This is a genomic window from Pseudomonas imperatae, assembly GCF_057128625.1.
Window position 1 is genome coordinate 465,044 of record NZ_JBSKHP010000001.1, and the last position, 23,816, is coordinate 488,859.

16 protein-coding genes are annotated in these 23,816 nt (G+C 54.8%); 9 read left to right on the forward strand and 7 right to left on the reverse strand.

Translation table 11 applies throughout. The features are described 5' to 3' along the window. The first annotated feature begins 94 nt into the window (after positions 1-94). Positions 95-2,872 carry a UvrD-helicase domain-containing protein gene (locus ACWKWX_RS02170; RefSeq protein ID WP_483826907.1) on the forward strand — a complete coding sequence of 926 codons (2,778 nt, stop codon included), beginning with the start codon at positions 95-97 and terminating at the stop codon, positions 2,870-2,872. 92 nt (positions 2,873-2,964) lie between these two features. Here the strand turns inward: ACWKWX_RS02170 and ACWKWX_RS02175 are convergent, their stop codons facing one another. Both ACWKWX_RS02175 and ACWKWX_RS02180 read right to left on the reverse strand, forming a co-directional pair. Beyond that, positions 2,965-3,099: a DUF7740 domain-containing protein gene (locus tag ACWKWX_RS02175; protein ID WP_439941740.1), complete on the reverse strand. Its 135-nt coding sequence runs from the start codon at positions 3,097-3,099 to the stop codon at positions 2,965-2,967. Positions 3,100-3,114: 15 nt separating this feature from the next. After that, positions 3,115-3,795, reverse strand: a complete 681-nt coding sequence (locus ACWKWX_RS02180) for a hypothetical protein (RefSeq protein ID WP_483826908.1) — start codon at positions 3,793-3,795, stop codon at positions 3,115-3,117. A 135-nt stretch (positions 3,796-3,930) separates the two neighbouring features. Here ACWKWX_RS02180 and ACWKWX_RS02185 point away from each other — a divergent pair, with 135 nt between their 5' ends. The 5 genes from ACWKWX_RS02185 to ACWKWX_RS02205 all read left to right on the forward strand — a co-directional run bounded on the left by ACWKWX_RS02185 (position 3,931) and on the right by ACWKWX_RS02205 (position 9,864). Then, entirely contained in the window at positions 3,931-5,001 is a 1,071-nt protein-coding gene (locus ACWKWX_RS02185; RefSeq protein ID WP_483826958.1) for a hypothetical protein, read from the forward strand. A gap of 324 nt (positions 5,002-5,325) precedes the next feature. After that, entirely contained in the window at positions 5,326-5,619 is a 294-nt protein-coding gene (locus ACWKWX_RS02190; RefSeq protein WP_110766560.1) for a hypothetical protein, read from the forward strand. A gap of 265 nt (positions 5,620-5,884) precedes the next feature. Then, positions 5,885-6,196, forward strand: a complete 312-nt coding sequence (locus ACWKWX_RS02195; protein WP_483826909.1) for a hypothetical protein — start codon at positions 5,885-5,887, stop codon at positions 6,194-6,196. An 805-nt stretch (positions 6,197-7,001) separates the two neighbouring features. Next, on the forward strand, positions 7,002-7,421 hold the full coding sequence (locus ACWKWX_RS02200) for a hypothetical protein (protein WP_483826910.1): 420 nt from the start codon (positions 7,002-7,004) through the stop codon (positions 7,419-7,421). 307 nt (positions 7,422-7,728) lie between these two features. Then, the gene (locus tag ACWKWX_RS02205) at positions 7,729-9,864 is read left to right on the forward strand and encodes a KAP family P-loop NTPase fold protein (RefSeq protein WP_005755301.1); all 2,136 of its coding nucleotides are present in this window, start codon (positions 7,729-7,731) and stop codon (positions 9,862-9,864) included. Positions 9,865-10,059: 195 nt separating this feature from the next. Here ACWKWX_RS02205 and ACWKWX_RS02210 read toward each other — a convergent pair whose 3' ends face one another. Beyond that, positions 10,060-14,025 carry a DUF4365 domain-containing protein gene (locus ACWKWX_RS02210; RefSeq protein WP_483826911.1) on the reverse strand — a complete coding sequence of 1,322 codons (3,966 nt, stop codon included), beginning with the start codon at positions 14,023-14,025 and terminating at the stop codon, positions 10,060-10,062. A gap of 275 nt (positions 14,026-14,300) precedes the next feature. On the opposite strand from ACWKWX_RS02210, the gene ACWKWX_RS02215 reads away from it, so the two are divergent. Continuing rightward, entirely contained in the window at positions 14,301-17,177 is a 2,877-nt protein-coding gene (locus tag ACWKWX_RS02215; protein ID WP_483826912.1) for an AAA family ATPase, read from the forward strand. 587 nt (positions 17,178-17,764) lie between these two features. Here ACWKWX_RS02215 and ACWKWX_RS02220 read toward each other — a convergent pair. The 4 genes from ACWKWX_RS02220 to ACWKWX_RS02235 all read right to left on the reverse strand — a co-directional run bounded on the left by ACWKWX_RS02220 (position 17,765) and on the right by ACWKWX_RS02235 (position 21,792). Beyond that, positions 17,765-18,193, reverse strand: a complete 429-nt coding sequence (locus tag ACWKWX_RS02220; RefSeq protein WP_483826913.1) for a hypothetical protein — start codon at positions 18,191-18,193, stop codon at positions 17,765-17,767. A 578-nt stretch (positions 18,194-18,771) separates the two neighbouring features. Continuing rightward, positions 18,772-19,038: a hypothetical protein gene (locus ACWKWX_RS02225; protein ID WP_005755310.1), complete on the reverse strand. Its 267-nt coding sequence runs from the start codon at positions 19,036-19,038 to the stop codon at positions 18,772-18,774. Positions 19,039-19,213: 175 nt separating this feature from the next. Next, positions 19,214-21,175, reverse strand: coding sequence for a DUF7380 domain-containing protein (locus ACWKWX_RS02230; RefSeq protein WP_483826914.1), 1,962 nt, complete (start codon positions 21,173-21,175; stop codon positions 19,214-19,216). Positions 21,176-21,315: 140 nt separating this feature from the next. Then, positions 21,316-21,792 (reverse strand): helix-turn-helix domain-containing protein, encoded by a 477-nt coding sequence (locus ACWKWX_RS02235; RefSeq protein ID WP_483826915.1) that lies wholly within the window; start codon positions 21,790-21,792, stop codon positions 21,316-21,318. A 284-nt stretch (positions 21,793-22,076) separates the two neighbouring features. Between ACWKWX_RS02235 and ACWKWX_RS02240 the strand changes: the two genes are divergently transcribed. Beyond that, entirely contained in the window at positions 22,077-22,811 is a 735-nt protein-coding gene (locus ACWKWX_RS02240; protein WP_483826916.1) for a metallophosphoesterase, read from the forward strand. 588 nt (positions 22,812-23,399) lie between these two features. Beyond that, entirely contained in the window at positions 23,400-23,816 is a 417-nt protein-coding gene (locus ACWKWX_RS02245) for a DUF6957 family protein (protein WP_483826917.1), read from the forward strand.

Consider the following 23,816-nt stretch of genomic DNA (forward strand, 5'->3'; position numbering starts at 1 on the left):
ATCGTGGAGGAGGTCGTTTTTGGCTAGGGAATACGTGTGGCGGCCATCGGTTATTGGCCGGCTACTCACTGGGTCACCGCCGTGGTCGTTGAGTTTGAGCAATGGTCGTTTTGAGCTGCAGATCAACTGCGAAAGTTTTGCGATCGATATGGGGAAGGGCGACCTCATTGGCGCTCGCCAGGGTTTCTACTGGGGTCGCCTGACCTACCCTGGCGGCACGCTAGGAGGCCTATCGAGGGGACATGTTGCAGGTCTTGCACATGAAATTCTTGATGTTGTCAGCGCCCATGAACGTCAAGTGGCGCAGAGTCTGGCGGAAGCCGAGCAGCGCAAGAGGGCTCGAATTGAGCGTTTCAGGTCAACCTATGAGCAGCTTCGCGGGTGGCTGATGCAGGCCAACCGACTTCTGAAGGATTCAAGAGCCGAGAGACGGTGGGTGACCCATGAGCAGCAGATGGCACTGGAGGCCAGTCGACCCACGCTTGCGATGTCTGATCAAGAGCTGGACGCCCTGCTTCACGACCAGGATCTCAGGAATTCGCTGGGCCTGAAGCTTGAAGAAGTTCAGCGCTCGATGGCCTGTTTTCGTGGAGATTGGGAAGCCCTGTGGAAACGGGCCAACAAAAATCACACGGAGCGAGAGCGAGTTGCCTGCGACTGGCTGCTGTCCACGGTGGAGAAGCGTCCTCTGAACGATGAGCAGGCTGAAGCCGTCATCTGCTTTGATAACCGCGTTCAGGTGGCCGCATCCGCAGGTTCGGGCAAGACGTCCACCATGGTCGCCAAAGCGGCGTATGCCATTGATCGCGGCTTTTTTGACCCCAAAGAAATGGTGATGTTGGCGTTCAATAAGGACGCGGCGAAAGAACTGGGCGAGCGAGCCGAGCAATCGTTCAAGCGCCTCGGTATGGAGGGCGTCAAGGTTCGTGCAAAGACCTTCCATAGACTCGGTCTTGCGATCATAGGTTATGCGACGAAGAAAAAACCGCGAGTTCCAGACTGGGTGGTCAAGGACAACCTGGCTTGCAAGAAGCTTGAGGAACTGGTCGATCGGTTAAAGGACAGGTCGGTCGAATTTCGTAGCCAGTGGGATCTGTTCAGGCTCGTGTTTGGCCGGGATCTTCCATCATTCAACGCGATGAAAACGCCGCCCAAAACCGGTACCAAGGCTGGGCGTCTCGTCCCAATGCAGGGCGATCCGGTCAAAAGCATCGAAGAGTGCATGATCGCCAACTGGCTGCATTACAACGGCGTCGAGTACGTGTACGAGCGGCGCTATGAGCACGAGACCGCCACTGAGACCCACAGCCAGTATCACCCCGATTTCTACTACCCGGCCATCGGCTTGTATCACGAGCATTTTGCGCTTGATGCGCAGGGTCAGCCGCCAGCGCATTTCGAAGGCTACCTCGAAGATGCGATGTGGAAACGCGACCTGCATCGTAAGCAAGGCACCCAACTGATTGAGACGACCTCGCACCAGATTCGTCAGAACATTTGGGTTGAGCACCTGACGCGTGAATTGACGAGTCGAGGGATCGAACTCGATCCAAACCCGGATCGCCCGATACCGCCCGATCGCCAGCCACCGCTTTCAGAAATGAAATTGATTGGTCTGGTTCGCACCTACATTGCGCACGTCAAGAGCAACTGCCTTACCAAGGAAGATTTGCTGCGCCGGATCGATGACCTGCCATCTGGACTGTTCACGCACCGTTACAGCATGTTCCTGGACATCCTCTGGCCGGTGATGGACGCCTGGAACGAAGAGCTGGAGCGGGTGAAAGGGCTGGATTTTGAAGACATGCTCATCAAAGCCGCAGAGCATGTGGAACAAGGGCGTTGCATGCCGAAGTTCAAGCTGGTGATGGCTGATGAATTTCAGGACGCTTCCAGGGCAAGGGCGCGGCTGTGTCGAGCTCTGGTCAGCGTTCCTGGACGGCACTTTTTCGCCGTGGGCGATGATTGGCAGTCTATCAACCGGTTCGCCGGCGCCGACGTCTCAGTGATGACCGACTTCAAACGGTTCTACGGATCGGGTCAGCTGTTGAAGCTGGAGCAGACCTTCCGATGCCCTCAGGCGTTGTGTGACGTGTCCAGCCGATTTGTCAGCAAGAATCCTGTTCAGCTCACCAAGAGGGTCTATTCGAAAACACCAGCGGTGGGGCCGACACTTCGGGCCGTGATGGTACAGGACAAGAAAGAGGTCACGCCGGCTATCGTCTCATTTCTTGAGAGCTTGGTGGCGGGGTTGAAGGATGGATCGATACCGAGAGAAAAAGACCGCTTGATCAAGGTCTGTGTTCTGGGACGCTACAACAAGGAAGAGAGCTACGTTCCTGGTAACTGGCAGGCGAAGTGTCAGGGGATCATCGAGGTCTCGTTTCTGAGCGTTCATCGATCCAAGGGCACCGAGGCCGATTACGTGATTCTGCCAGCCATGGTGAGTGTGAAGCGCGGGCGAAGTTTTCCCAGCACCATGACAGACGACCCTGTGCTGCGCCTGGTAATGCCTGAGGGCGATTCATACCTGTTTGCAGAGGAGCGTCGTCTCTTCTACGTCGCGCTCACCCGGGCGCGACGTACTGTGATGATGTACACAGTGCAAAAGCAGGTATCGATTTTTCTGAAGGAGATCGTCCAGGACGGGGCCCTGCAAGTCGAGGATCTACACGGCGCGCCGGTTAAATTGAACCCTTGCCCCAAATGTGCCGTGGGTGACCTGGTCGTGCAGGATGGAAAGCATGGGAAATTTTTGAGATGCAACAATTTTCCCGAGTGCGATTTCAAGCCACCGAAGGCAGCCAAGAAGCCGATCAAAAAGGCCTACGTACCCGGTAATCGATACGCCAAACGAAGATATCGCGTGTAGATGCCGAACCGGGCAAGGCAGCATTCGAGCTCACTCATCATCCAGATTTGCCGCGATGTGCTGAATCAGGTGACGTGGGCTCTTCGCATCGATTATCTGAAAAATAAGGGGCCGCTTGCTGCGGGGGAGTTTTTTATCACATTCTTGGCCGCACGCCTTATGGCATCATCATTGCCGTGAATCCGTTCAGTCAAAAGCAGCACCAAGACTGCATCAGATAAGGTCATGGTAGTGTCTTCCTATCAAGAGCCTGCGCCGCCTGCCGGTATGAAAAGCACCCAAATGCAGGCGATCGCGCCGGCTGCAATGACGACTCTCTCCAGCACCTTTAGGTTGCCTTGGTATTTGCGGGTACGCACATCCTTGTAGATCAGCATTAATCGCCATGCATAGTCCGTGATGGACTGCTGGTGATGCGCGCTGGTGATGGACAGGTACCTGAAAAACGTCGAGAAAATCCTCTTGATCCTGCGTTCAGTCAGCTTCTCTGGCGTGCGGTACATCCCCAGAATGATGTTCTCTTCATTCATCGCCAGGACATCTGACGTGTACGGGGCAATAAACACTGTCACCGCCCCTGACGGCGCCTGGTTGACCCATAGAGCTGCCCCGTCCTCAAATAATGGCTTGGCCTTTCCCTTGCGCTCTTCGACTTTCCGTTCAATGCCTGTGAGCCCGAGATGCCTGGAGCAGCAACTCAGCTGTAGCTGATTGAGAATCCCCTCGTTGGGTAATTTTTTCAGTGCTTCAGGCACAACAGCATGTAAGTGCAGTGACCCAAAATGCTCTGCCAGCGGGGACGTCTTGATAGGGGAAAAAACTTTTTCTATTCGCTCAACCATAGCGGGCCATAGTGCCCGGCGTTCGAGGGCTGCTTGGTCATCCTTGCTCAGCCGTTCGGCGTACTTCTTGAAAGCCTTCATTCTGCCTCCCCATGTCAGCAGGCAATGATACCGGCATTGGCTCATGGCCGAGCAGCGGCGTTGACCGTATCCTCAAGATATCGCTATACGAATCTTCGGGTTCGTCACCATGTACGCGGAGCTCCCTTGAAGACAGTGCCGCAGAATCAGAAAAGCCATAAGTCCGGTAGGCATAAGCCAGTCCCTTTGCTGGATGCAGAAAAGCTGCGGGAAAACGCCGTGACCTCCATCCGCCTGGGGGTCGAAGATTTCCAACGCAGTCAGCAGCCTGCCAATAAGGGGGGAGATCCCGCGCGAGCGTTGTCTGCTGCACGAAATCTGGTTGCCGGCGTGCTCCTGCTGTTCAAGTACCGCTTGGCGAACTGCGTCAACGACCCTGCCGATGCTGCCAAGCTGCTGTTCATCCCGCCAGAGGTACTCCCTCACAGTGATGGTGACGGCGGTCTTACTTGGGTACCGGTTGGACGGTTCAGAAGTAATACCATTGATGTAGAACTGATCAAAAAGCGCTTTGATGCGTTCGGTATCACGGTGGACTGGGATCGGTTCGATAAGCTCAAGGTCTGCCGAAATGACCTAGAGCATCTGCACCCGGCCAACACCCTTGGGGAAGTGGCGGAGCTGGTTGCTGGCCTGTTCCCGGTGCTAAGAGATTTCATCAACGCGAACATGGCTCAGTCTCCTGCCGAATTGCTGGGGGAGGCTTGGCAGATCATGCTGGCTCACCACGCCTTCGTCACGGGGGTCAAGGCAGAGTGCGAAGCTGCCTGGCAACATGCCAGGGTACCGGAGGGTATGGTGCCTTGGCTGGACGAGTGCCGTTGTGAGGCGTGTGGCTCTACTCTGTTGGCCCCAGCAGCAGCGTCCGTTTCCGCTCATTTGAAGGTTGACCGGGACGAGGAGCGTTTCGAGTACCAGTGTCATGCCTGTGGCGAAGGGGGCCTGATTGTCCCACTGCTCATAGAGGCGCTAAACGAGGCTTATTCTGGGGACTATTACAGCGGTGAGGAGCCTGATGTAGAAACCTGCGACCAATGTGATCATGCAACGTTTCTGGTGGGTGAGCAGGCCTGCCTGTGGTGTGGGGCGAGCCTGACCTACACCGCCTGTGCGATGTGTGGCGAGGGACTTGGCCAGCAGGATGCGGGTAATGGTGGGCTGTGTTCATACCACGCGAATTATGTGGCGAAGGTCATGCGAGAGTAGTGAGGCGGGGTCGATTGGCGAGCGCCTGTGGGGGTACTGCTCCTAAGCGCTTTTCCATGCCGTGTTCCCGTCTGACCTCTCTGCCTTGAAGACTGCACAGGCACAGTGGCTTGCAATGGTGGCCCTGCGCCGATTAAGCCCGATGGATGAGCCCTGGATGGCAGCAGGTGACTGCTTTGGGGGCATGTGAGAAGGCGCGGCTAGCTGATGGAGCCTGGCGTCGCGGCGGGTCGAGTAGAAAAAATAGCGATCTCGTGGTATAGATAATCGGACACCTGCGGGTAAACCGCTATTTAAATCTCAAACTGAAACCAGGGAGTTAGTATGAATAAATCCATAGAGTTCGATATTCCACTGGGCACGCTGGTAAAGTTTAAATTCAAGTTTGAAGGCGTTGATGGTGAAAAGCCTATCTCATATAGCGCTTCGTCGACCGCAACGCTCAATGCTGATCCGTCTCAGGAAGAGATTCAGGTTGCGGTCAATGCCGCAATTAAGAAACTATTGCTTCAGCAAGCGTCTGAAAATGGCTGGGGAAGTGATACTAAAGGCGGGTGTGAGATAGATGTTCTTGAAGTAAAGCAGTTTAATACCAAGATTGATGCAACCTTCAGGTAATGTGGGTGACTTTGCGTGTCGAATAACGCTCGATGCGCAGAGTGGTTTGAAGAATAACCATCAGCATTCTGACCCGAGTCTGGTCTCATTCAGCCACTAGCCGCTTGCTACGATCCATGCTTTATCTAGAGCCCTATGCCCGCGTAAAATGCCGACACCCCACTTTGGTAGGAGGAAACGATGATGTAATCATTCCCCGGCGCATCAAGTGGCCACCTTCATTCGCCGTGAGAGCCGTCGTTAATGTCTGATAAGATTTTAGAAAATGACCGAAAATCTAACTGAGGAAGAAATGAGGCAAGCACTTTTTGGCTTGTCAGCGCCGACCATCAGTGAACAACCGAAGTCTTCACCCAAGCCATTATCTCCCGCTTCTCCGAAGCCAGTGCAGCGTAAGTACTCTGCTCCAAGATTGCGAGTTACTTTAAAGGTGGCAAAGGTTTACGATGGGGATGAAGAGTTGTTTACTTATGATGCTAATACGTTGAGTAGTTTAGTTGCCGAGCAAGAAGCCAGAAGTGCCGCGAAGAAGAAACGGTTCAAATATTTTGAGCTCGTTTCAGTTGTGACTGTTTGATGTTGGAAGCATCGCAGAACAAGCGATGACTGCAAGCGCAAATTCGCTAAGTGCTTCCTGCGTAGCAGCATTGAGGCTTAGGGATCTGCGAAGGTTCTTACCGTCGTCAGACTGATCCCCTTAATGATTCACTTGCACGTGAGCAAGTACGTTACGGCTCAGGCGTCTGGCTCGCAGCCTCTAGCGCCTCAGCGAGAGCCTCCAGTGCATCAGATACCCTGCGATCCTCCCAAGGGTCTCCCGAGCTTGGGCGAAATGACTGGCAATGCCGAAGTAATGCATCACGATCGTTTTGATTCAAGTCAAATTGAATAAGCATGCGCGTGTCCTCGGCCCGTGCGGTGACGTCGATTTTGCCGGGATTCAGGAGGATCAGGCAACGCGGGTGATGGATTCTGATCGCAGGTATGGGGGGTTAAGGTAGTAGGCCGAGCAGGTTAGACCTGCCGGCCCTTGAGCGAGGTATTAGTGCTTGATCCAGCGCTCAGCACCAATGTCGGTGCGCGTTTTTTGCACGTCGCCTTCACTGACGCGTGGCGCTGCATTGCCCCAGCTGTTGCGGATGGCGCCGCCCCGATGGTGGAGTTTTAACTTGCAGAAGTTGAGTTCGTTGTCCGTAAAGCTGGCGCGGTTTCCTAGGCAGAAACGCTGGCTGCTGTGAGAGAGTTATGCTTGTCTTCAAGGGTTCCCGTTAACGATCCGTTCGAGCATGCTCATGTTCGCAGTACTGGAAAGCCCTAAGGCCTTTAACTGTCCGATGAGCGACTCTTCTGGCGGAGCAAGCTCATGCTCACTTAGACGCTGAATGAAGCTTGATGAGGATACCGGGATGGACAATCGGGCAATGTTAATCTGCGAGCGCGCGAGGCGAGCAGCGATCGACAAATTGAAGGGGATTAGTTTGGGGGATGCTGACGCCATTCAACCCCTCAAAACACTTTCCGACCTGGAGCAACAGACCGAGCAGATGTGCTTGAGCAGTATTGATCTCATCAGTGTATCGGCAGTCATTGTCCGTGGTCATCGAATCATCACGGATGAAAGCATCCCCGAACCTTGGCGAACGCGCTTCAGTATTGCTTCGCTCGGGTCGACGCGCCTACCCGAAGGTAGCTACGAGCGTGACTGGATAAAATTCAACACCCTGTGGAGACAGGAGATCATTATGGTGCTGGCTCATCGTCAGGCTCAGGCCGTGATTCTGCACACCCGAGCGTCCCGGTAGATGACGGATTGAGCGCAGCTTACGCCATCTGGAACGGAATCAGCGTCATTCGCAATCATTTGCCTACTTATCTCGATACGGCCCGCCCGTCACCGCATCCGGGCACTGCGCTTGCGTCAGGTGTTGGCTTTGCAGCTAGCTGCTATGGGATAGGCGTACTTTTTCCGGCAAGCCTCGTGTTCTAAATCCAGCTCATGCGATGGGTTAGTGTTTTTATTAGTATGAGACGCATCGGGATCGTCTGAAATCGGGCAGCGTTTTCATCTCTGACTTTCCTCATTCCACCCACACGAAGTAGGAGCAGTCCATGCAAGATGGCGACCCACCGAATCGCCCAGGTGAACTTGCCCAGAGCGACCTCGACGCAGATCGGGCCGTCCTGGCGCCTGACGATGATGCCTTTGGGTATTACCCATTTGCACGATCACTTGCCAAGGCGATTCGCAAGACACCTAGCCCAACCGGTGTCGTGATGGCGTTGAATGGCCCATGGGGTAGCGGGAAGTCGAGCCTGCTCAATTTGATCCGGTATGAGCTGACGCAAAGTTCGGGTGCACCGCCTCTCATCGTTGAGTTCAACCCGTGGTGGTTCAATGGCAGAGATCAGCTGGCTGGGCAGTTGCTTACTCAGTTTCACAAGACACTGATCGGTGAATCCGGTGTGTTGCGCGATGCCGGCGACATGCTCGCTAAGTACGCGGGCGCAATCTCCAAGGCGGTTACCTACTCAACCGGTATTTCCTGGCTGGATAAGGTGCTCACCCCCTTCCTAAAGATGCTGGGTCGCAAGCCCATGGATGTGCCGAAGGCCAAGGCGAAGATCAGCAAAGTCCTGGCGAAGGCTGACCGGCGTGTTCTGATCGTCATCGACGACATCGACCGGTTGACGCCACCAGAGATGCTGGAGGTTTTCAAGGTCGTCAAAGCCTTGGGCGACTTCCCGAATGTCTTGTACCTGCTGTCCTTTGACCGAGAGGTAGTGGCCGAGGCGATAGGTAATGCGGTCAATGCGAGCGGGGTGGCCTATCTGGAGAAAATCGTGCAGGCAGCGTTTGAGCTCCCGATCATTTCGCAGGCTCAGCTCAATACTCACTTCTCCCAAGAGTTGAACAACCTGCTTTCAGCCGTACGTGCGCCCGATGCTGCACCCAGGTACTTCCAGAACATCTTCTTCGATGGCCTGGAGCAATACCTGCAGAAGCCTCGTGACATCGTACGCATCATGAACGTTCTGCGCGTGACCTTTCCAGCCGTTGTCGGGGAGGTCAACTGGGTGGATTTTGTGGCCTTGGAATTTTTGCGAACCTTCGAGCCCATCGCCTACCAGCGAATCCGGCAACACCGCCAGATGTTTACCGGCTCACCCCAGATCGGAGACGATCTGCAGAGCGTAGTGGCTTTTCATAATGCATGGCTTGAGCAGGTTCCCGAGAACAGAAGGGCAGCGGTGCGTGCGCTGATGTGCCGCATGTTTCCTAAGATCGATGCTGCGCTGAACCGGCAGTACTATGGCGGGTATGACGGGTATCGCCGCATGAACCTGAGCTGCGATGATTTTCATCCCGTGTACTTTGGCTTCGGGGTGCCGGAGTCGATACTCAGCAGAGCGGAGGCTGATCAGCTGATTGAGCTTTCGGCTGATCCGGAGCAGTTCTCGGACGCATGGGCTGGTCTCAAAAGCACCCGCCGGCAGGATGGTCATTCCAAGGCCCGTGAGCTGCTGGATTTCATCTCCCGCATGGCACGTGACCTTGGCGGCGACCGGGCAGCCCAGCTACTGATCGCCATCTTGAGCGTATCGGAGACCCTGCTTGTGGTGGCAGACGAGGCCGGCTTCCTGTCAATGCCGAACCACTGGCGGGTTTCATCGACGCTGCAGCGGCTCCTTGAGACGATTGCACCGCCTGATAGAGAGGTGGCGTTGAGATCAGCCGTCATGGAGGCGCGGGGTGTTCCTACTGCGCTGCATCTGCTGCGCTGGATTCGGGGTGACCTGCCTCACGGAACGCATATGGAGGGGCTTGAGCCTTCCGTGATAGCGGAGCTGCAGAGCGATGTCGCTGAGCAGGCAATGCTGATGAGCTTGTCTGACCTGCTCGACTTTGACGAGCAGCAGTTATTGATCCGTCCCCTCATCGACATCGTGGGCGAGCAGCGTGTGCGTGAGCTGTATCAACCCATTTTGAGTGACCCCGCCATGCTGCTCAGGTACCTGGAGGCTTCAGCGTCTCGTGGAATGGCGCACGCCGACAGCGACAGGGTGTCGAGCAGTACGATCAATGTTTCCTCACGGGTGTTAGACCCCATCGTCGAGCGTGAGCGGGCAACTGTCTTAGTTGACGCTTTGCGGCAGCTGCCGGATATTTCCCGTGAGCAGGTAGGCATCATTGATGCCTATTTCCAAGAGGACGACTGGCACAGCAGTGATTCTGATGACGAGTGAATAGGGGCCGACTCACCGAATGTCTTGAGCTACTTGAATGGCTGAATGACAGATGGAGGCGGCGCAATTGAGGGCCACAGTCCGCAATACTTTCTTGTGATCGTGTCGCAGGCCCGCCGACGAGATATGGCGCCGCTAGCCTTGACCACAGCGAAGCCGCATCGGGGCATGCCTCTAGCCCTTGCGGCCCCGCAGTTATCGTCTGAATTGGGGACGTTGTGCCGCTATTCGTGCTGTGGTGTAAGCGTTGGCGAACTCGGACTGGTCAATCGTATCCCTCGTTAGGCTCTCATTGAGCGCGGTAAAGATTCGTAGTCCTTCTCCGGCCTCTACGGATTCCAACTGAGCACATCTCGTACCTAGCAACCGGATAGCCACTTTCTCAAGACCTTCATCCATTTGATCGCCATGGTGAGACTCCACCAACAGCCTGTAAACCGCCCAGAGTCCTTTAGCGCTGGCCTTTGGCAAATGCCCCCTGAGTGCGGCGGCGATGATCAAAATGACGATGGTCTCAACGGCCTGACTAGGGGCGTCACTTTTCATGGCTGCTTTGACATGCCAGTGTCGCATCAGCGCGGCTAGCCCAATCTCAGGAAGCAAAGCCTGATCCACCAGGATACGTAGCACCGATGCTGCATGCCCCAACGCTTTCTCAAAGGGCGCGCGGTAATCCCAGAGCGCCGAGATTACTGAAATGAACCTGGGTTCTGCGTCAAGGATTTCTACGGATTGACGTACGGTTCGTGCAGCAAAGACAGCCGGGGGAAGCAGCCGTACAATCTCGGACAGATGCACGATTACCCCGACCCTCCATTCGCACAGCTGCGCAATTTTGCCGGCTTTTTCAATGGGGGAGATCTGCCCGACCTCCGTCAGTGCGGCGAGAACATCAAGCGTGCAGAAACCATCGGCCTCGGCGCCAGCGGCACAAAATATCCGCAGCGCTTCGTCATCAGAATAGAGCCGGTACCGTTCCGGCTCTTTGCCGAGTATTTCCACGATTTCACTGTTGCTACGCCCAATGACCCTGGCGGGCGATGCTTCGCTTTCTTCCTCTGGAGGGGAGGGCTGGAGGATCGAAGCGAGATGGGGTTTCAAGGCGTTCTGTAGCTCCAAGCATTTGCTTCGCTTTGGGCTTCCAAATACGGGGTTCGTGAACTCGGCAAGCTCCTCCATCGTGGCCCTGGCCACCGCAATTTGACCGAAGAAAGTGATGACGGCGTCGATCAGCCCCAAGTCGTTAAGGACTAACAGTGCTGTCCAATCCAGCAAAGGCACTCGCTTGCGCAGATCATCGGCACCGGTCGGCTGCCAACCTGTATCGTTGACCATTGTCAGGTGATACTGGCAATCATCCCGGCTGGACACCTTGGCAATTTCCCACAGATGCACGATATCGCAAACGTAAGACAGCACCAGTCGCGGGCGCCACGAGAAAGGGACGGTATTCAATCCCTGCTGTAAGGAGCGTTCCATCCGTTTCTGGAACGCTTCTCTGTCGGGCGTCATTCCAGTCAGTGCTTTCAGGCTTTCCAGCAACTCCGTGCCAGAGGCGCCCTCTCGAATTTCGCCTCTCCAGAGCATCCGGGAATTCGGGAAATTCCTGAAGAATGCATCAGCGCGTGTTCGGAACTGCTCTCTATCCCTGGCAAGGTCGATGTCACTGCGTCCACCCAGAGTGCCGGTCAGGTGCATCATCAAATAGGTGCCTTCCTGGCTCTCTACACTCTGATCCACCAGTTCGCCCGCTCGCAGGGCCAATTCCAGTAGCCGGTCGCTCGTTGGGTCGGAAAACTGAATGAGAAAGAACAGTAACTTCACGAACTCCAATTGTTCCCCTTTGGATTTCGCAGTTTCGAGCGCTCTTTCCGCTGCCTCCATGGCGTCATCGACGTAGCCGCAACGTGTGGCAATCGTCGCATAGGTGTTCAGTGCCAGTGGATCGTCAGATCCTGTGGCGACAATTCTCAACAACCGATCGCGGGCCTTTTCCGTTTCGCCCAGGTGATCAAGTGCCAACGCCTCGAAGGCCCCCATTCGATCACCAGGCTCAACCCGGACTCGATTGCTTTGACACAGCTCTACGAGGCCCTGCCAATCTTTCAAGGTCACCAGGGCCAACCCAAGCCTCGCAGCCACCGCAGGCGAGAGGACATAGTGCTCAGTGATCCTTTCGGAGAGTCGAACACACGCCTGCGCGCTCTGCGGATCGGTAGGGTCAAGCTCGTGGATGAGGGTGAGTGCAATACTGACGGGCCGATCCAGTTCTTCATATCTGGCCTGCAGCGTCCTCAACGCCTCATCCTTGGCCAACCTGCTGATTTCCAACTGGAGATAAAACTGTGCGAGGGCGGCTTCGGGGGCCAGAGCAGAATCAGCTTCGAGCAGCCCCATCCACTGGTTCACGAGGCTGGTCTGAACTGATTTGTGCGCCGAAATAGACGCGGCGGTGACAGCCGACCCAAACAGGGGGTGGCTGCGATCCACGTCACCGACATATGCGCCAAAGCCTTGATAGCATGCCCGAAATCTACCGGTTTCATAGAGCAGAAGCGTGCTCCAGAGCTGCTTGTCAGGTGAGTCGGGCAACTGATCATTTGCCGACAACGCGAGGGTGAAGTCCGCCAATTGACCCGCAATGCCCCGTAAGACCTCATGGATGTGGGGCAAGTCCGGACGCTTCTGCGCAGCATCCTTCAGGTCTGCAAGTATCGACTCTGCCTTGCCAAGGGCGGACGCTGTCGCCCCCCAGATGTCGACAAGCTGCTCTATATTGGAACCCCAGCCAGATGCCTTTATGGACAGGACAGCATCGTTAATCGCAGCCCAGGCTTCCTCAAGCTTTTGAAGGTCTACACCCGGAAGACCTGAGGGTGGGATAGATTCACGTCGCGGCGTGGTGGCGGTGGCCACCGCGAGGGAAAATTTGGCTCGGGCCCTAAGCAACAGCAACAGCTCACGAAGGTCATCGGACGCGTCACAGGCTGCAAGGCCCGCCTCGCAGTCCGTCAGGGCATTTTCCGGTTCTTCAGACAGCCAATGTGCAAACGCTCTGGCGAAAGACCGTTGAGGTTCCACAAGCAGATTCGCCTGCTCAACGGCCAACTCGAAATGCCCTTGCACGGCATGCAGCCGGGAGCGAATGGCAATGATGGCTGGGTCTTCACCCTCCAGTAGATCATGAAGCTCTGCAAGTGAGTCGCTATCGTTCTCGAATCGGATGCGGATCTCTGCTTCCACCTGGGCTGCTCGAAACTTGGGTAGCGGCGTTACCTCATACGCGTTCTGGTAGGAAGAGACCGCCGCTTGGTTATCTCCTGTTTGAACCTGCCAGTTGCCACGTAGGCGCCAATATTCTGCGCGCTCAAGGGTGGCCGAGCCGTCGAGTTTTGGCTCTGCCTCATCGAGCTGAGTCTTTGCTCGATCCAGCGCGGTGACCCGTAGATCTGCCTTGGCCTGGGTCAGGTTCCAGGCAAGCGTGCCGCGAGCTGGGTTGACCCAGTAGTCTTCCGTTGGGCCTGCCAAGGCGTTCATCAGTGCGGAGCCTCGTGCAGCCACGCCTTTTACCACGCCCTGAACCAGCGTTAAGCGGTCATCTGCTTGCATCCCTGGGTGTGTTTGCTCTGCGCGCTGACTGAGCATGTGCCCCATCCGAGACAGCTCGTTCTGGTACAGAATGCCGTCGGAGAGATCAGTGTCTCTCCTCAAACGGTTTTTTGTTGGGGCGCGAAAGGTCACGTTTTTCTGGTCGGCAGGCAGATCATCGATCTTGAGCCGAATCAGCTCATCCCTGAGCCAGACATAGTAAAGAGGACAATCAACAGGATCCTCGTTTACCGAAAGGTCGCAGATCACCAGAAGCACGGGCTCGACAGCTCGGGCGTAGTACCGGACGGTGGTGGCTTTCAGAACGACCGATATGTATTCGCCATCTGTAGTCAGGCTCGGTGAGCGGGTGCCTTTTAATTGAATGCGGAAAATATCCGTCACTTGCTGATTTGGCGTGGTCTGCACTTGGAAGTCATAACCATAATCGTCAGTCCCTTCCAAGCTTTGGAGTCGCCAATCCCTTGGACGACGAGCCATCAGACAAGCTGATGCATCGGCATTGATGTCGTGCTGATCACCCGTCCCAGGTAGAGGCCCGTCAACTGGCATGGTACCTCCTCGGTATTATCAAAAATGGATGCTTTAGGCCTGAACGGCGTTGATGCAGCACTATTTGTCCTGAGTATACAGGCCGCCAAACCGTACTTGGGAGCAGACTATGAGATCAATATCTCTGTATCTGGGGCTGCGAGTCAGGTTGGGTGCATCCCCCATGTTGTACGAGACTGCCCAAGTTTTTCCGAACTGCGGCCCATCCAGAACGCCCGGTAATGGCTTCCTGATGCCAGTCCGGTTACGCTGATGCGTATCAGGGAGGAGGCGCAATGAGTCAATACCTTTTAAGTTTTGCCAGGCAGAACCTTGAGGGGCGTACTGATGCGTACCTGGTGCTTCTTTGGTGTATGTACCAGGCCAACCAAAGCAAGGGCCGCTACTCCGACCACATCAAGTCGCATATCACCACGGCCTCGGATCAATTGCTGGGTCGCAACTACCAGCGTGTCGCTGCTCGCTTCAAGAAAGTGCTCGATAAAAGGCCTGAACTGGATCGGATACCCCCCTCTGGCTTGGGGGCATTGGATTACCTACGCGTCAGGAATTTCCGGGGCTTTGGCGAGTTTGGTGCCGACGACAAAGGCACGTTCATTCGATTCAGTAAGCTGAAAAACATTTTCTACGCGCCCAATGGCGGCGGCAAATCATCGCTCTGTGAAGCCATCGAAATTTGCACCACTGGGGACATCAAGGAAGCCGCCAGGCGCAAGACCAAGGTCAAGCCGTACATTGCGCGAGGAGAAACCAAGCCCCAGCTCGCTCTCCTGGGAACGAATAAACTCAAAATTGCGCCCAGTATCAGTTGGTCGAGCTGCTTCATTGATCGCAACCGCCTTCAGGAGTTTTCGCTCCTGGGTTCCAAGGACACTGGCAGTGCCGAAAGTGATGTCTTGGCGACCTTGTTCGGCCTGGAAGAGCTTCAGGAAGTCATTTCCCGATTCGTGCGCCCTGACAGCTTTACGCTCAAGGCATTCATGCGTGCCGACCAGGCCGAGGCCCTGACGAACCTTGAACGCGCTCGAACAGAGCTAGGCGTACTGCGGAGCAAGCACAGGGCAGATCTGTACGCTGCGATTTCGCAAACCTGTCAGCTCTTGGGGCTGCGGGCTGATCAGGATTTCGACATTCGTCCAAAGGTACAGCGGCTGCGCAAGACGATAGACATGCACATCCGTGGAGCCGAGCGACTGCGAGCGGCCAAAGCACCGGTGGTCATTCCCATCAAACATGTTGCACGTACGTCTGCCATCGCCAAGCGGTTGCTCAACCGCAAAACGCGGATCGAAACACTGTTTCTGCAAAGGGCCAGTGACGTTAACTATCGCGCTGTTTTTGAAGCCTTGGAAGCCTTGGAAGCCACCGAACAGCCGTCTGAGCAGACCTGTCCCGCCTGTTTGACGCCCCTTGACCAAGTCACAGTGAACCCGTTTGAAAGGGCTCGTGACCAGATCAAGGCGCTCGGGGCTCTGGAGGCCCTGAAGCAATCCAAACAGAAAAATGATGCTCAAGTTGTCCTCTGGGCTTCAAGGATCGCTACCGGGATTAGTTCCGTGAAGTCCAATGCCTATGCCGATGTACCCTGCCCACTGGCGATGGACGCATTGGAAGCGGTGCTCACAGAGTTCCATACGGCCACTGACCGCTCGACAGTGGCGGCGTCTGTCCTCAATGCTTTCATCGCGCTCTGCGCTGACAGTACAGTCCAGATCGAGGCCTATCTGCGTGCCTGCGAGCGCAAGCAACGGGAGGTTGATCAGGCGGAGGTTCAAGCGGCTCGTCTGGATGCGCTCATCGAACACCTCAAGCAGGTCGATGAGTCGCTGAAACGACAGTTTGACCTCAAAACCCAGGCGCTAACCGGGTTCACAGACGCCAATGACAGGATGCTTGCGCTGATAGGGCAGAGAACGGCTTTGCTCAATGACTCGGTGGATAACAGCCACTTCAACCAATTGCTCAAGGATCTTGAGGCTGAATACCGAACGCTGTATGGCGACCTGCTAGGTTACAAGCTAGAGCTCGAAAAAGCGCGCATCACAGGGATCGAAGCCAAGGCTGCCGAGTACTACCGCGCGATCAATAATCATGACGATGACCATGAGCAGATAGAGACACTGACCTTTGAAAGGCTCACGGAGAGCTACCGCATCAAGATTACCAACGTGGACGGATCTCTGCTGGATGCGTTTGCCGTGCTCAGCGAGGGGCATCTGAGGGCATTGGGCTTATCGATTCTTCTAGCGATGGCTGAGAAAAACAATTTTCCGCTCATCGTCTTTGATGACGTCGTCAATGCGATCGACACAGATCACCGATCCAACATCATTGATCTGTTTTTCAATGACACTTACCTGCGCCGGATCCAGATGGTGGTGACCACCCATGATCGCCTCTTCTGGGAGCGCTTCTGCATCATCGCTGACCGTCATCCTCAATGCGACCAGCACGCCAACCATGTGCTCAGCTATACGAATAAAGGCATCGTGGTCATTGATCACGCAGGTGGTTTTCAGAAAAAGGTGCACGTGGCGATGTCGGTCTTCGACGTTCGGCAAGCATTGCTGTATTGCCGGATCTGGTTCGAGTCCATGGTACTGGAGTTCTGTATAGAGAACGGCGTCCAGGTCACCGCGAACTTCAACAAATCGCAGCTCAAGAAGAGTACGTACCTGCAGGTGAGTCTTGAGCACACCTTCAAGCTTGTGGAACCCTTCATTGACTACGACCTATCGCACTTCAATTTCATCAAGAATGATCTGGTGAACTGGGGCGGCCAAAACCAGGAGCATCACGCCTTTGATGAAGGAAGCCTGAACTTTGTGCACTCCAAGACCAGTGGTGAGGTCTTGAAAATCTATGACGCGATCCGTTTCCTGGAATGCCAGCTTTTCATGGGCAAAAAAAAGGACTTCGGAGAAAGGTACCTTGCAGAGGTGAATGAAAAAATCGAGAAGGGCCGCAGGAAATTGGCAGGACTCGCCAGAGCACCTGAAGAGGTACAAAAGGAGCATCGGGAAGGGTTGAAGGCGCTCGAAAAGCGCGCCATTGAGCTCACGCAGGAGCTTCAGTTCATCGAGCGCTGCGTAGTGAGCATGGCTGACCGCGCGCGAGCCGGGGAGCTACCCGCTGAGTTGCCGCCTGCCTAGTGCGGTATGTTGCAGGCCACCGTTTGGATGAGCCCACCTGATCGACCTTTTCAGATTTATCAGGAATAAGCGTAATACTGTCGTTTTTTTGAACGTCGCAGCGCGTGCTAAGGACGGTGTGCGTTACGGCTGCTTTACTGTTTCGCAGGCAGTGAAGGGGCTGGAGGGAGGGGTATCGGGTCGAGCATGATTAGTCGAAAAATCTGCTCATCTACCACGATCTCATACAGCGCCAAATCGATCACACCGACGAGGTTGAATTTCGGCAGTCTGCAATTGCGAGCATCCGATTTCCACTCAAGTTAACCGCTGTTACACAGGTTGATTCCAAACAGAGTCCAGCTGTTCAGCTTGCAGACGTTTTGATCGGCGCCACGATTGAAGCGGCTCAGAGGATGACTGGCAGGCTCGTGGATGGGCTGGATTCGGAGCGCGTTGTTGAGCTCTTTGCTGAAGACCAGTTGATCCACCTGCTTCCATCTCTCGACATGAGCGAGCAGTTGAATTTCAGGAAGGGGACGCAGGCTTCGGTATTGATCGACTACTACGCCAGAAATTTTTCATCGACCCCTTCGCCTGACTGAGCTCTAGCCATCGGCGTCCAGGTAGCCCTTGTCTACATAACGTTGATGAAACATCTCAAGGTTCGCTAGCTCCGTTCGGTAGGAATCCAGCTGATCTGCCCCCGGCTCACTCGGATAATCTTCTGGACGCATTTCACGTAAGCGAAGAAGGTCAGCACGGTTGGCTTCGGCCTGTCCGACCCAACGCGCCTGGATGGTCTCAGCGAGCTCCTTGAAGCCTGTCGATGAAAGGCCGTTGTCCCCGAACCATTGCTTCATGTCTTGGTAGATCTGAAGGTGTCTGCTGTCGAATCCCCCGCGATGGTGATCGATTTCAAATGAGTACCGTTCAGGATCGTACTGGTAAAGGATGAACTCTTGAAGGCGGTAGGCAGTGCCATATTTACCGTTCAGTAAGATTTCACGGTGCGTAACATAGGGTGACTCGATCATCCTAGCGTCCTTTTTGAAGTCAAAGACCTCAGTCTAGCTAGCCGCTGGCCAAACGCATCAACAAGCGATTTACGCGGTGACGTAGTAGCATCGAGCGGCATTTTGACGTGTCGCATCGAGCAGGGCCTAGGCGGACGCTCCTACCGAGCAGCCAAATACCTTGCCGTACGGTTCACTATTTTCAGCGGCTGCTGCAACTGCGCGCCGGCTTGGACGCCAAAGTTGTTACGGGTATCGCGGGCCGCCCCGGCGAAGGCACCGCCGAGATCAGCACGATCCTCGGCCAACCGATTGAGGACGGAATCGCGGCTTCACATCAGATTGGTATTGGCATCGCTTCGGATGCAAGTCGGAGAGATAGGTGCTCGATCCCTCCACGCCAGATTGCGCTCGATGCCCTGTTTGTCCGAGCCAGCAGAGTAGCGTCTCCAAGAGGGCCCAAGATCGCTCTCAACCCTCAGTTGCAGTGTAAAAACTGCCTCAGTGGCGAAGCGCGGCTCGTCTTCCACTGTCTTAGTGGACGGATCAAACCCGCCAAGGCAATCTCCCTTGGATGTGCCAGACGCACTCGAAGCTCTTCAACGCTGATGCATAGCCTTGTCAACGACAACCCAACATTTAGCACCGTTATAGTCATCGCCGCCTTCTGCGATAAATACGTTACCCGCTTCGTCAATCGCGTGCACACCTGGTCGCTCATGTCCAGCGTCCCGCAGGGAATCCTTCCAGGCGTACGCCTCGCCCTCCCAAAACAGTACAACGCCGCCAAGGCATTCTCTGTGACGCTCTTTCCATTGGGTAGCGATCGTAAGTAGCACCTCAAACGATGGATTCATAAGCTGCATTTTCTCCGTTGCTGGCTTTGGCTGCACAACTCTAGTAGCTAAAGTCCTCCAGCGGCTAGGCATATCAGAGGCTGCCGATGGAGGTCGATTCCTCCAGATGTAGAGTAGCTATCTGACGGAGCTTGGCATCGCTTGTGAATTCCAGGCACACGCTGCACTGCTTTTGCAGAGAGGTTCAAAGCGCTATCTCCTCCAGCTGTGGTGCGACATGGGTTTTCCAGTGTGCGAGAAGTGGCAGGCAAGCTAGGTAGTACATCAACCAGCATGCGTAGACACTTGAATGAAGGTAGCAGTTGCCAGAGGCCAACTTTCCATGCGCCAGTTCGTGGCGCAGGCATGGCCCTCCCTTGAAATTGAAGAGAAGATCAATGGTGTAGATCAGATCCACACCAAAAACCGACTCCAGCTCATCGCGTCGATTTTTCAATAGCCCACTGATTGACCTGTCTTCTTGCAGCATCTCTTCATCGAGTTTCGACGTATCGAAACCTGAGTCGCTAAGCACGTGGCGCAGAGAGTTTTCTAGCTGAGGGAATAGCAGGTGACACGCAGACATCATGTCGCCTTGGAGAAAGCGCGCGAGGCCCAAGGCATAAATGTGTTCGAACCCTGGGCAAACGAAATGGCTGGCCGAAGTGATCGCCATCAGATGGCGATCGTCGACAGCGAATTTTGTCAGCAACGTCTGAGCAGCAGGTTTGATTCGGCTTTCGACTGCCATTTGGTAATGGATATCCAGAGGAATCAGGCTTTCATGCGCATACCACTCGGGGGGTGGCGTCTCGTTTAGGTTAACGGCAGGCGCTTGGTTGACCACGCGACCTAAGACATCTGTGTATATACGTCCACTGAACAGGTCGGACAGGAACGAATCGCTGCGATCTTTGATGATGTCTGTATGCAACGCCATTTTCTGCGGCACACTGCAAACATGGGCAAGCCTGTAAAAGAAGTCTGGAAGTGTCAGGTTTCGGAAAATATCAATGGTTCCCTGGCGCTCTTCGCTCAGATCCATGGGGGTTAAAAATGCTGAAAACTCATGAGCGGCCTGTGCTTGCTGCTCCAGCAGATCGGCCTTCAGGGTTTCCAGCTCTCTTTGCATTCCTGGGATTGACCGAAGCTCGCGGATGGCATCCCGCGTCCAGCTCGCTTTGGCCAGGAAACTGTTCACTCCTTCTCCCATTTTGAGGGTCTGTCCTATCGACCTGAGCTTGCAGCGTTTGAAGCCCTCGTGATCTTTGGACAGCTGGTGAGCCTGAGCGGCAAGATCCCATAGCACTTTGACCGCCATCGCATAGTCATTTGCTTCTGAGTTGTTTGCCAACCTCTCTGCGTCCTGCGCCACCAGCGTCCATTCAATAAGGCTGAAAGCCTGCCCTAGGCGAGCAAGTCGATCGAACGACGAGTAGCATTGCAGCTCATCCGCTTGGGCGTACAAGCGCTTCCATAAGGCCACAGCAATCTCTGGTGGAGTTTTCCGCTTTCCGGTGCTGGAGATAATATGAAAAACCCGGTGGAGCAGATCTACGATTTTGGAAGACAGGCCAGAGGGTGGCTCGTAGCTGAAGGAGAGCTTATCGTCGAGATAAAACTCGATCGCCTGGCAATACGCCTCGATGGATAAGCCGGCGCATATGTGGAGGCTTTTGTGGTTGTACCACGATACATCCGCAACCCGCGCACGTAAGAGTGGATGATCAATCGTCTCCGCAACAGCGGCGAGTACGTGGCTTTGCTCACCGGCGATGTCTGCGGGAATAGGTGTGCGCATTCCGTCCCTCGTCAATCTTGGCCCGAAGGCATCCTGGCGATCAACGGAAAAATGGTAGGAGCACACCACCATCAGCACTCGATATGCCCGATACGCTCCACGCTGACCTTCGGCAAGAGCCTGCCTGGATAGAGCACTGAACTGGGTGTCGAGAGAGTAAAATTCGAGCGTATCGATGGTTTCCAACAAACGGGCGATTTTCGTTTCCTGAAAGTCCTCGATCGACGCCAGTTCCAACTCAAAACGGTTGGGCTCGTCATCGGCGGCTACGTCAGGCTCTGCATCTGTCTCTTGCAATTGTGGGTCGTCGATTCCGATGTCAGCCTGTTGAGCCGTATCTGGTTGGTCTGTGGCCTTCACTCTCATTTACTCCTACCTTCTGTGCCTCAGATACATGACTCTGCTATGACGAAAGGTGGGGCAGGTTTGAGCATTCCCTGAGCGAACTGAGGATTCGTAGTATACGGATTGCCTAGGTGGGGACAGGTGAGACACGATACAGCGGATCATTCATTGACGCGCGTCCAGAGCTTATTGACGGTCTGCTTGCTGATCCCCAAAGTTTCAGCGGTCATTTTCTGAGACATCCCTTGGACTTTGCACCTGAGGACGTCCTCCAGCCTTTGCGAGTCCATCTGCCTACCGGGTAGCCGTGCGACCAGCTCACCGTCTTTGACCTGATTGGCGATCTCGTCCAGTCCGCCGTCGGCCTCGAATTTTTCCAGTTCGGTGCGCGCTTGGCGCAGAAGGCTGTCGGTCGTTTCCCCCTTACTCGTCGCCAAGGCGAGAGTCAAAAATGTGAGGGGACTGATCCCGAAGTTCTCGCTTATGAGCTCAAGCTTCTCGACGGTAATACCTGATTTTCCGTGTTCCAGTCTTGCAAGGTAGGTGTGGCTGCTGGCCTCGGCGAGGCTCTCCCTGGTTCGCTTTTCTTTACTGCGAAGCGTGCGAAGCACTGCGCCGATCGCGAGCCTAAGGTTCATGGAGCTTCCCCAAAGCCAACGATAAAGCCATGTTGCCTAGTCCCCTTCCACTGTATATAGTTGCTTCAAGGGGACTGGCATTGTGTATTTGCCTGGCATGGCGCAGGCGCGCGTTCCTTTCCAATAGGTGGAGCAAACGCGAAAACCTTGTGTGGGTAGTGTGCGGAGCGTCTTTGCGGTCAGTTCAATATACCGATAAACCGATCATTGGTGGCTTTCCCTGCTCTGATCACCAAGCGTTCCTCAGCGGCACAACAAGCTGTGCAGCACACCCGTGAGTTGTCATGAAAATTTTGGTTTTATCTGATTTGCACAATGAATTCGCACCGTTTCCGAAACCCGACGACGTGGTCGACCTGGTTGTGCTCGCTGGAGACATCGATCTGCAGGCTCGGGGTGTGCTTTGGGCGAATCAGATGTTCACTTGCCCGGTCATCTATTGCTGCGGTAACCACGAGCTTTACCGAGGCCACCTTGATCGCACCTTGAGCAAGATGAAGGCTGCAGCAGCGCCTCATGTCCATGTGTTGGAGAACGAATCATGGACTCATGACAATGTCAGGTTTTTGGTCGGAACGGCGTGGACGGATTTCACGTCCACGGGCGATGTGGTCGCAGCATCGATGATCTGCGCGAGTGTGATGAATGACTTCAAAATGATCCGGGCAGATAGCAATTATCGCCGCCTTCGCCCTGCTGACCTCATTGCAAAAAATCGGGCGACTCGTGAGTTTTTTGACCGTGAGCTCAGCACACCTTTCGAGGGGACAACGATCGTAGTGAGCCATCACTGCCCGATACAAGAAGCTGCCGGCGATGAGCATGATGGTCATGTCAGCGCAGCCTATTTCAATCGCTGGCATTCCTTGGTGGAAAAAGCCAACGTGTGGATTTTCGGCCATACGCATCGATCCATCGATGCCATGTTTGGCGAATGTCGGGTGATTTCAAATCAGCGGGGGTATCCCGGCGAAGAAACTGGTTTCGACCCGCACAAGATTGTGGAGATCACTTCATGACCAATAGGCAGATTATGCGCTTGGCTCAGCCGCCGGCGGTTCCTCCGCTGGTGTTAGTGGCCAGTAACATTGACTGGGGTGTCAGCGTAGACGCATACCTCTGTAGCGCAGCGCGAATAGGCGATCGGTACGCTGCTGAGGCGTTCCTAGACCGCTCAGGCGTCATCAGCGATGGCATGACGGTTGCCACTCCGCCTGTTACCGTTTTGATGCATAAGAACGGATTCATGCTGGTGCGCAGTCAATGCCTCAAGGATCACTACGTGATAGTCACAGAGCATTCCTAGAGGCTGATTCAATGGCATCAAATGAGCGTGTGCCGATTGAGGTATCAGACGCCTCCTTGATCAATTTTGGCCGTGCGATTACGGCTTTTCTGCACCAGCCTGAAATTGATGGATTTAGCCTGGTCGGCAGAGTTTATTTTGACCATAAGGATAGGTTTCGAAATGGTCGCTTGATACGAACGTCCGATGTCTTGGAGTTTGTCGAGATAGCCGATCACCTTGTGGCAATAACTCTCACAGGCAGTGCGTACGTACTGATTGCGCCGGCATGCAACCTGCTGACGCTGCCCGGAGCATGACCATGGAGCTAATACCGTTCTTTGAAATGATCTCTCTAGAAGGTCACTCCATGGCAGGGGCTTCTTCGTTAGCCGCCTCGGCGATCGAGAAAAAGCTCCAGGTTTCAGGTAAGCCTTGGTGCGCGGTTTCAGGCTGGATACTGTTTGATGTAGTCAGCGCAGATGGGGCTGTGCCGCTTCCGAAGCCGATGCTTCCAATGATCATGTATGCCCACCACGTCAAGATAGATAGCAGCCATCGGCTTCGCGTTGGGGACAGCGTCATGTCTGGGTTCGCAGTGTCCTACAACCAGGATGGAGTATTCGAAACCGCCGGCACCATTTACATACTCATGGGCCGAGGTTTCAGGAAGGTGGCAGACGCTACCGTGGTGAGGGCCGCCCAGTTGCGCTTGGGTAGTCTCACGCAAACTTCGTGA

Excerpts from the sequence above, each read along its gene's own strand:
- ACWKWX_RS02175 (WP_439941740.1), bottom strand. The coding sequence starts at position 3,099 with ATGACCTTATCTGATGCAGTCTTGGTGCTGCTTTTGACTGAACGGATT.
- ACWKWX_RS02180 (WP_483826908.1), bottom strand. The coding sequence starts at position 3,795 with ATGAAGGCTTTCAAGAAGTACGCCGAACGGCTGAGCAAGGATGACCAA.
- ACWKWX_RS02190 (WP_110766560.1), top strand. The coding sequence starts at position 5,326 with ATGAATAAATCCATAGAGTTCGATATTCCACTGGGCACGCTGGTAAAG.
- ACWKWX_RS02195 (WP_483826909.1), top strand. The coding sequence starts at position 5,885 with ATGACCGAAAATCTAACTGAGGAAGAAATGAGGCAAGCACTTTTTGGC.
- ACWKWX_RS02200 (WP_483826910.1), top strand. The coding sequence starts at position 7,002 with ATGAAGCTTGATGAGGATACCGGGATGGACAATCGGGCAATGTTAATC.
- ACWKWX_RS02205 (WP_005755301.1), top strand. The coding sequence starts at position 7,729 with ATGCAAGATGGCGACCCACCGAATCGCCCAGGTGAACTTGCCCAGAGC.
- ACWKWX_RS02210 (WP_483826911.1), bottom strand. The coding sequence starts at position 14,025 with ATGCCAGTTGACGGGCCTCTACCTGGGACGGGTGATCAGCACGACATC.
- ACWKWX_RS02215 (WP_483826912.1), top strand. The coding sequence starts at position 14,301 with ATGAGTCAATACCTTTTAAGTTTTGCCAGGCAGAACCTTGAGGGGCGT.
- ACWKWX_RS02220 (WP_483826913.1), bottom strand. The coding sequence starts at position 18,193 with ATGATCGAGTCACCCTATGTTACGCACCGTGAAATCTTACTGAACGGT.
- ACWKWX_RS02225 (WP_005755310.1), bottom strand. The coding sequence starts at position 19,038 with ATGCAGCTTATGAATCCATCGTTTGAGGTGCTACTTACGATCGCTACC.
- ACWKWX_RS02230 (WP_483826914.1), bottom strand. The coding sequence starts at position 21,175 with ATGAGAGTGAAGGCCACAGACCAACCAGATACGGCTCAACAGGCTGAC.
- ACWKWX_RS02235 (WP_483826915.1), bottom strand. The coding sequence starts at position 21,792 with ATGAACCTTAGGCTCGCGATCGGCGCAGTGCTTCGCACGCTTCGCAGT.
- ACWKWX_RS02240 (WP_483826916.1), top strand. The coding sequence starts at position 22,077 with ATGAAAATTTTGGTTTTATCTGATTTGCACAATGAATTCGCACCGTTT.
- ACWKWX_RS02245 (WP_483826917.1), top strand. The coding sequence starts at position 23,400 with ATGGAGCTAATACCGTTCTTTGAAATGATCTCTCTAGAAGGTCACTCC.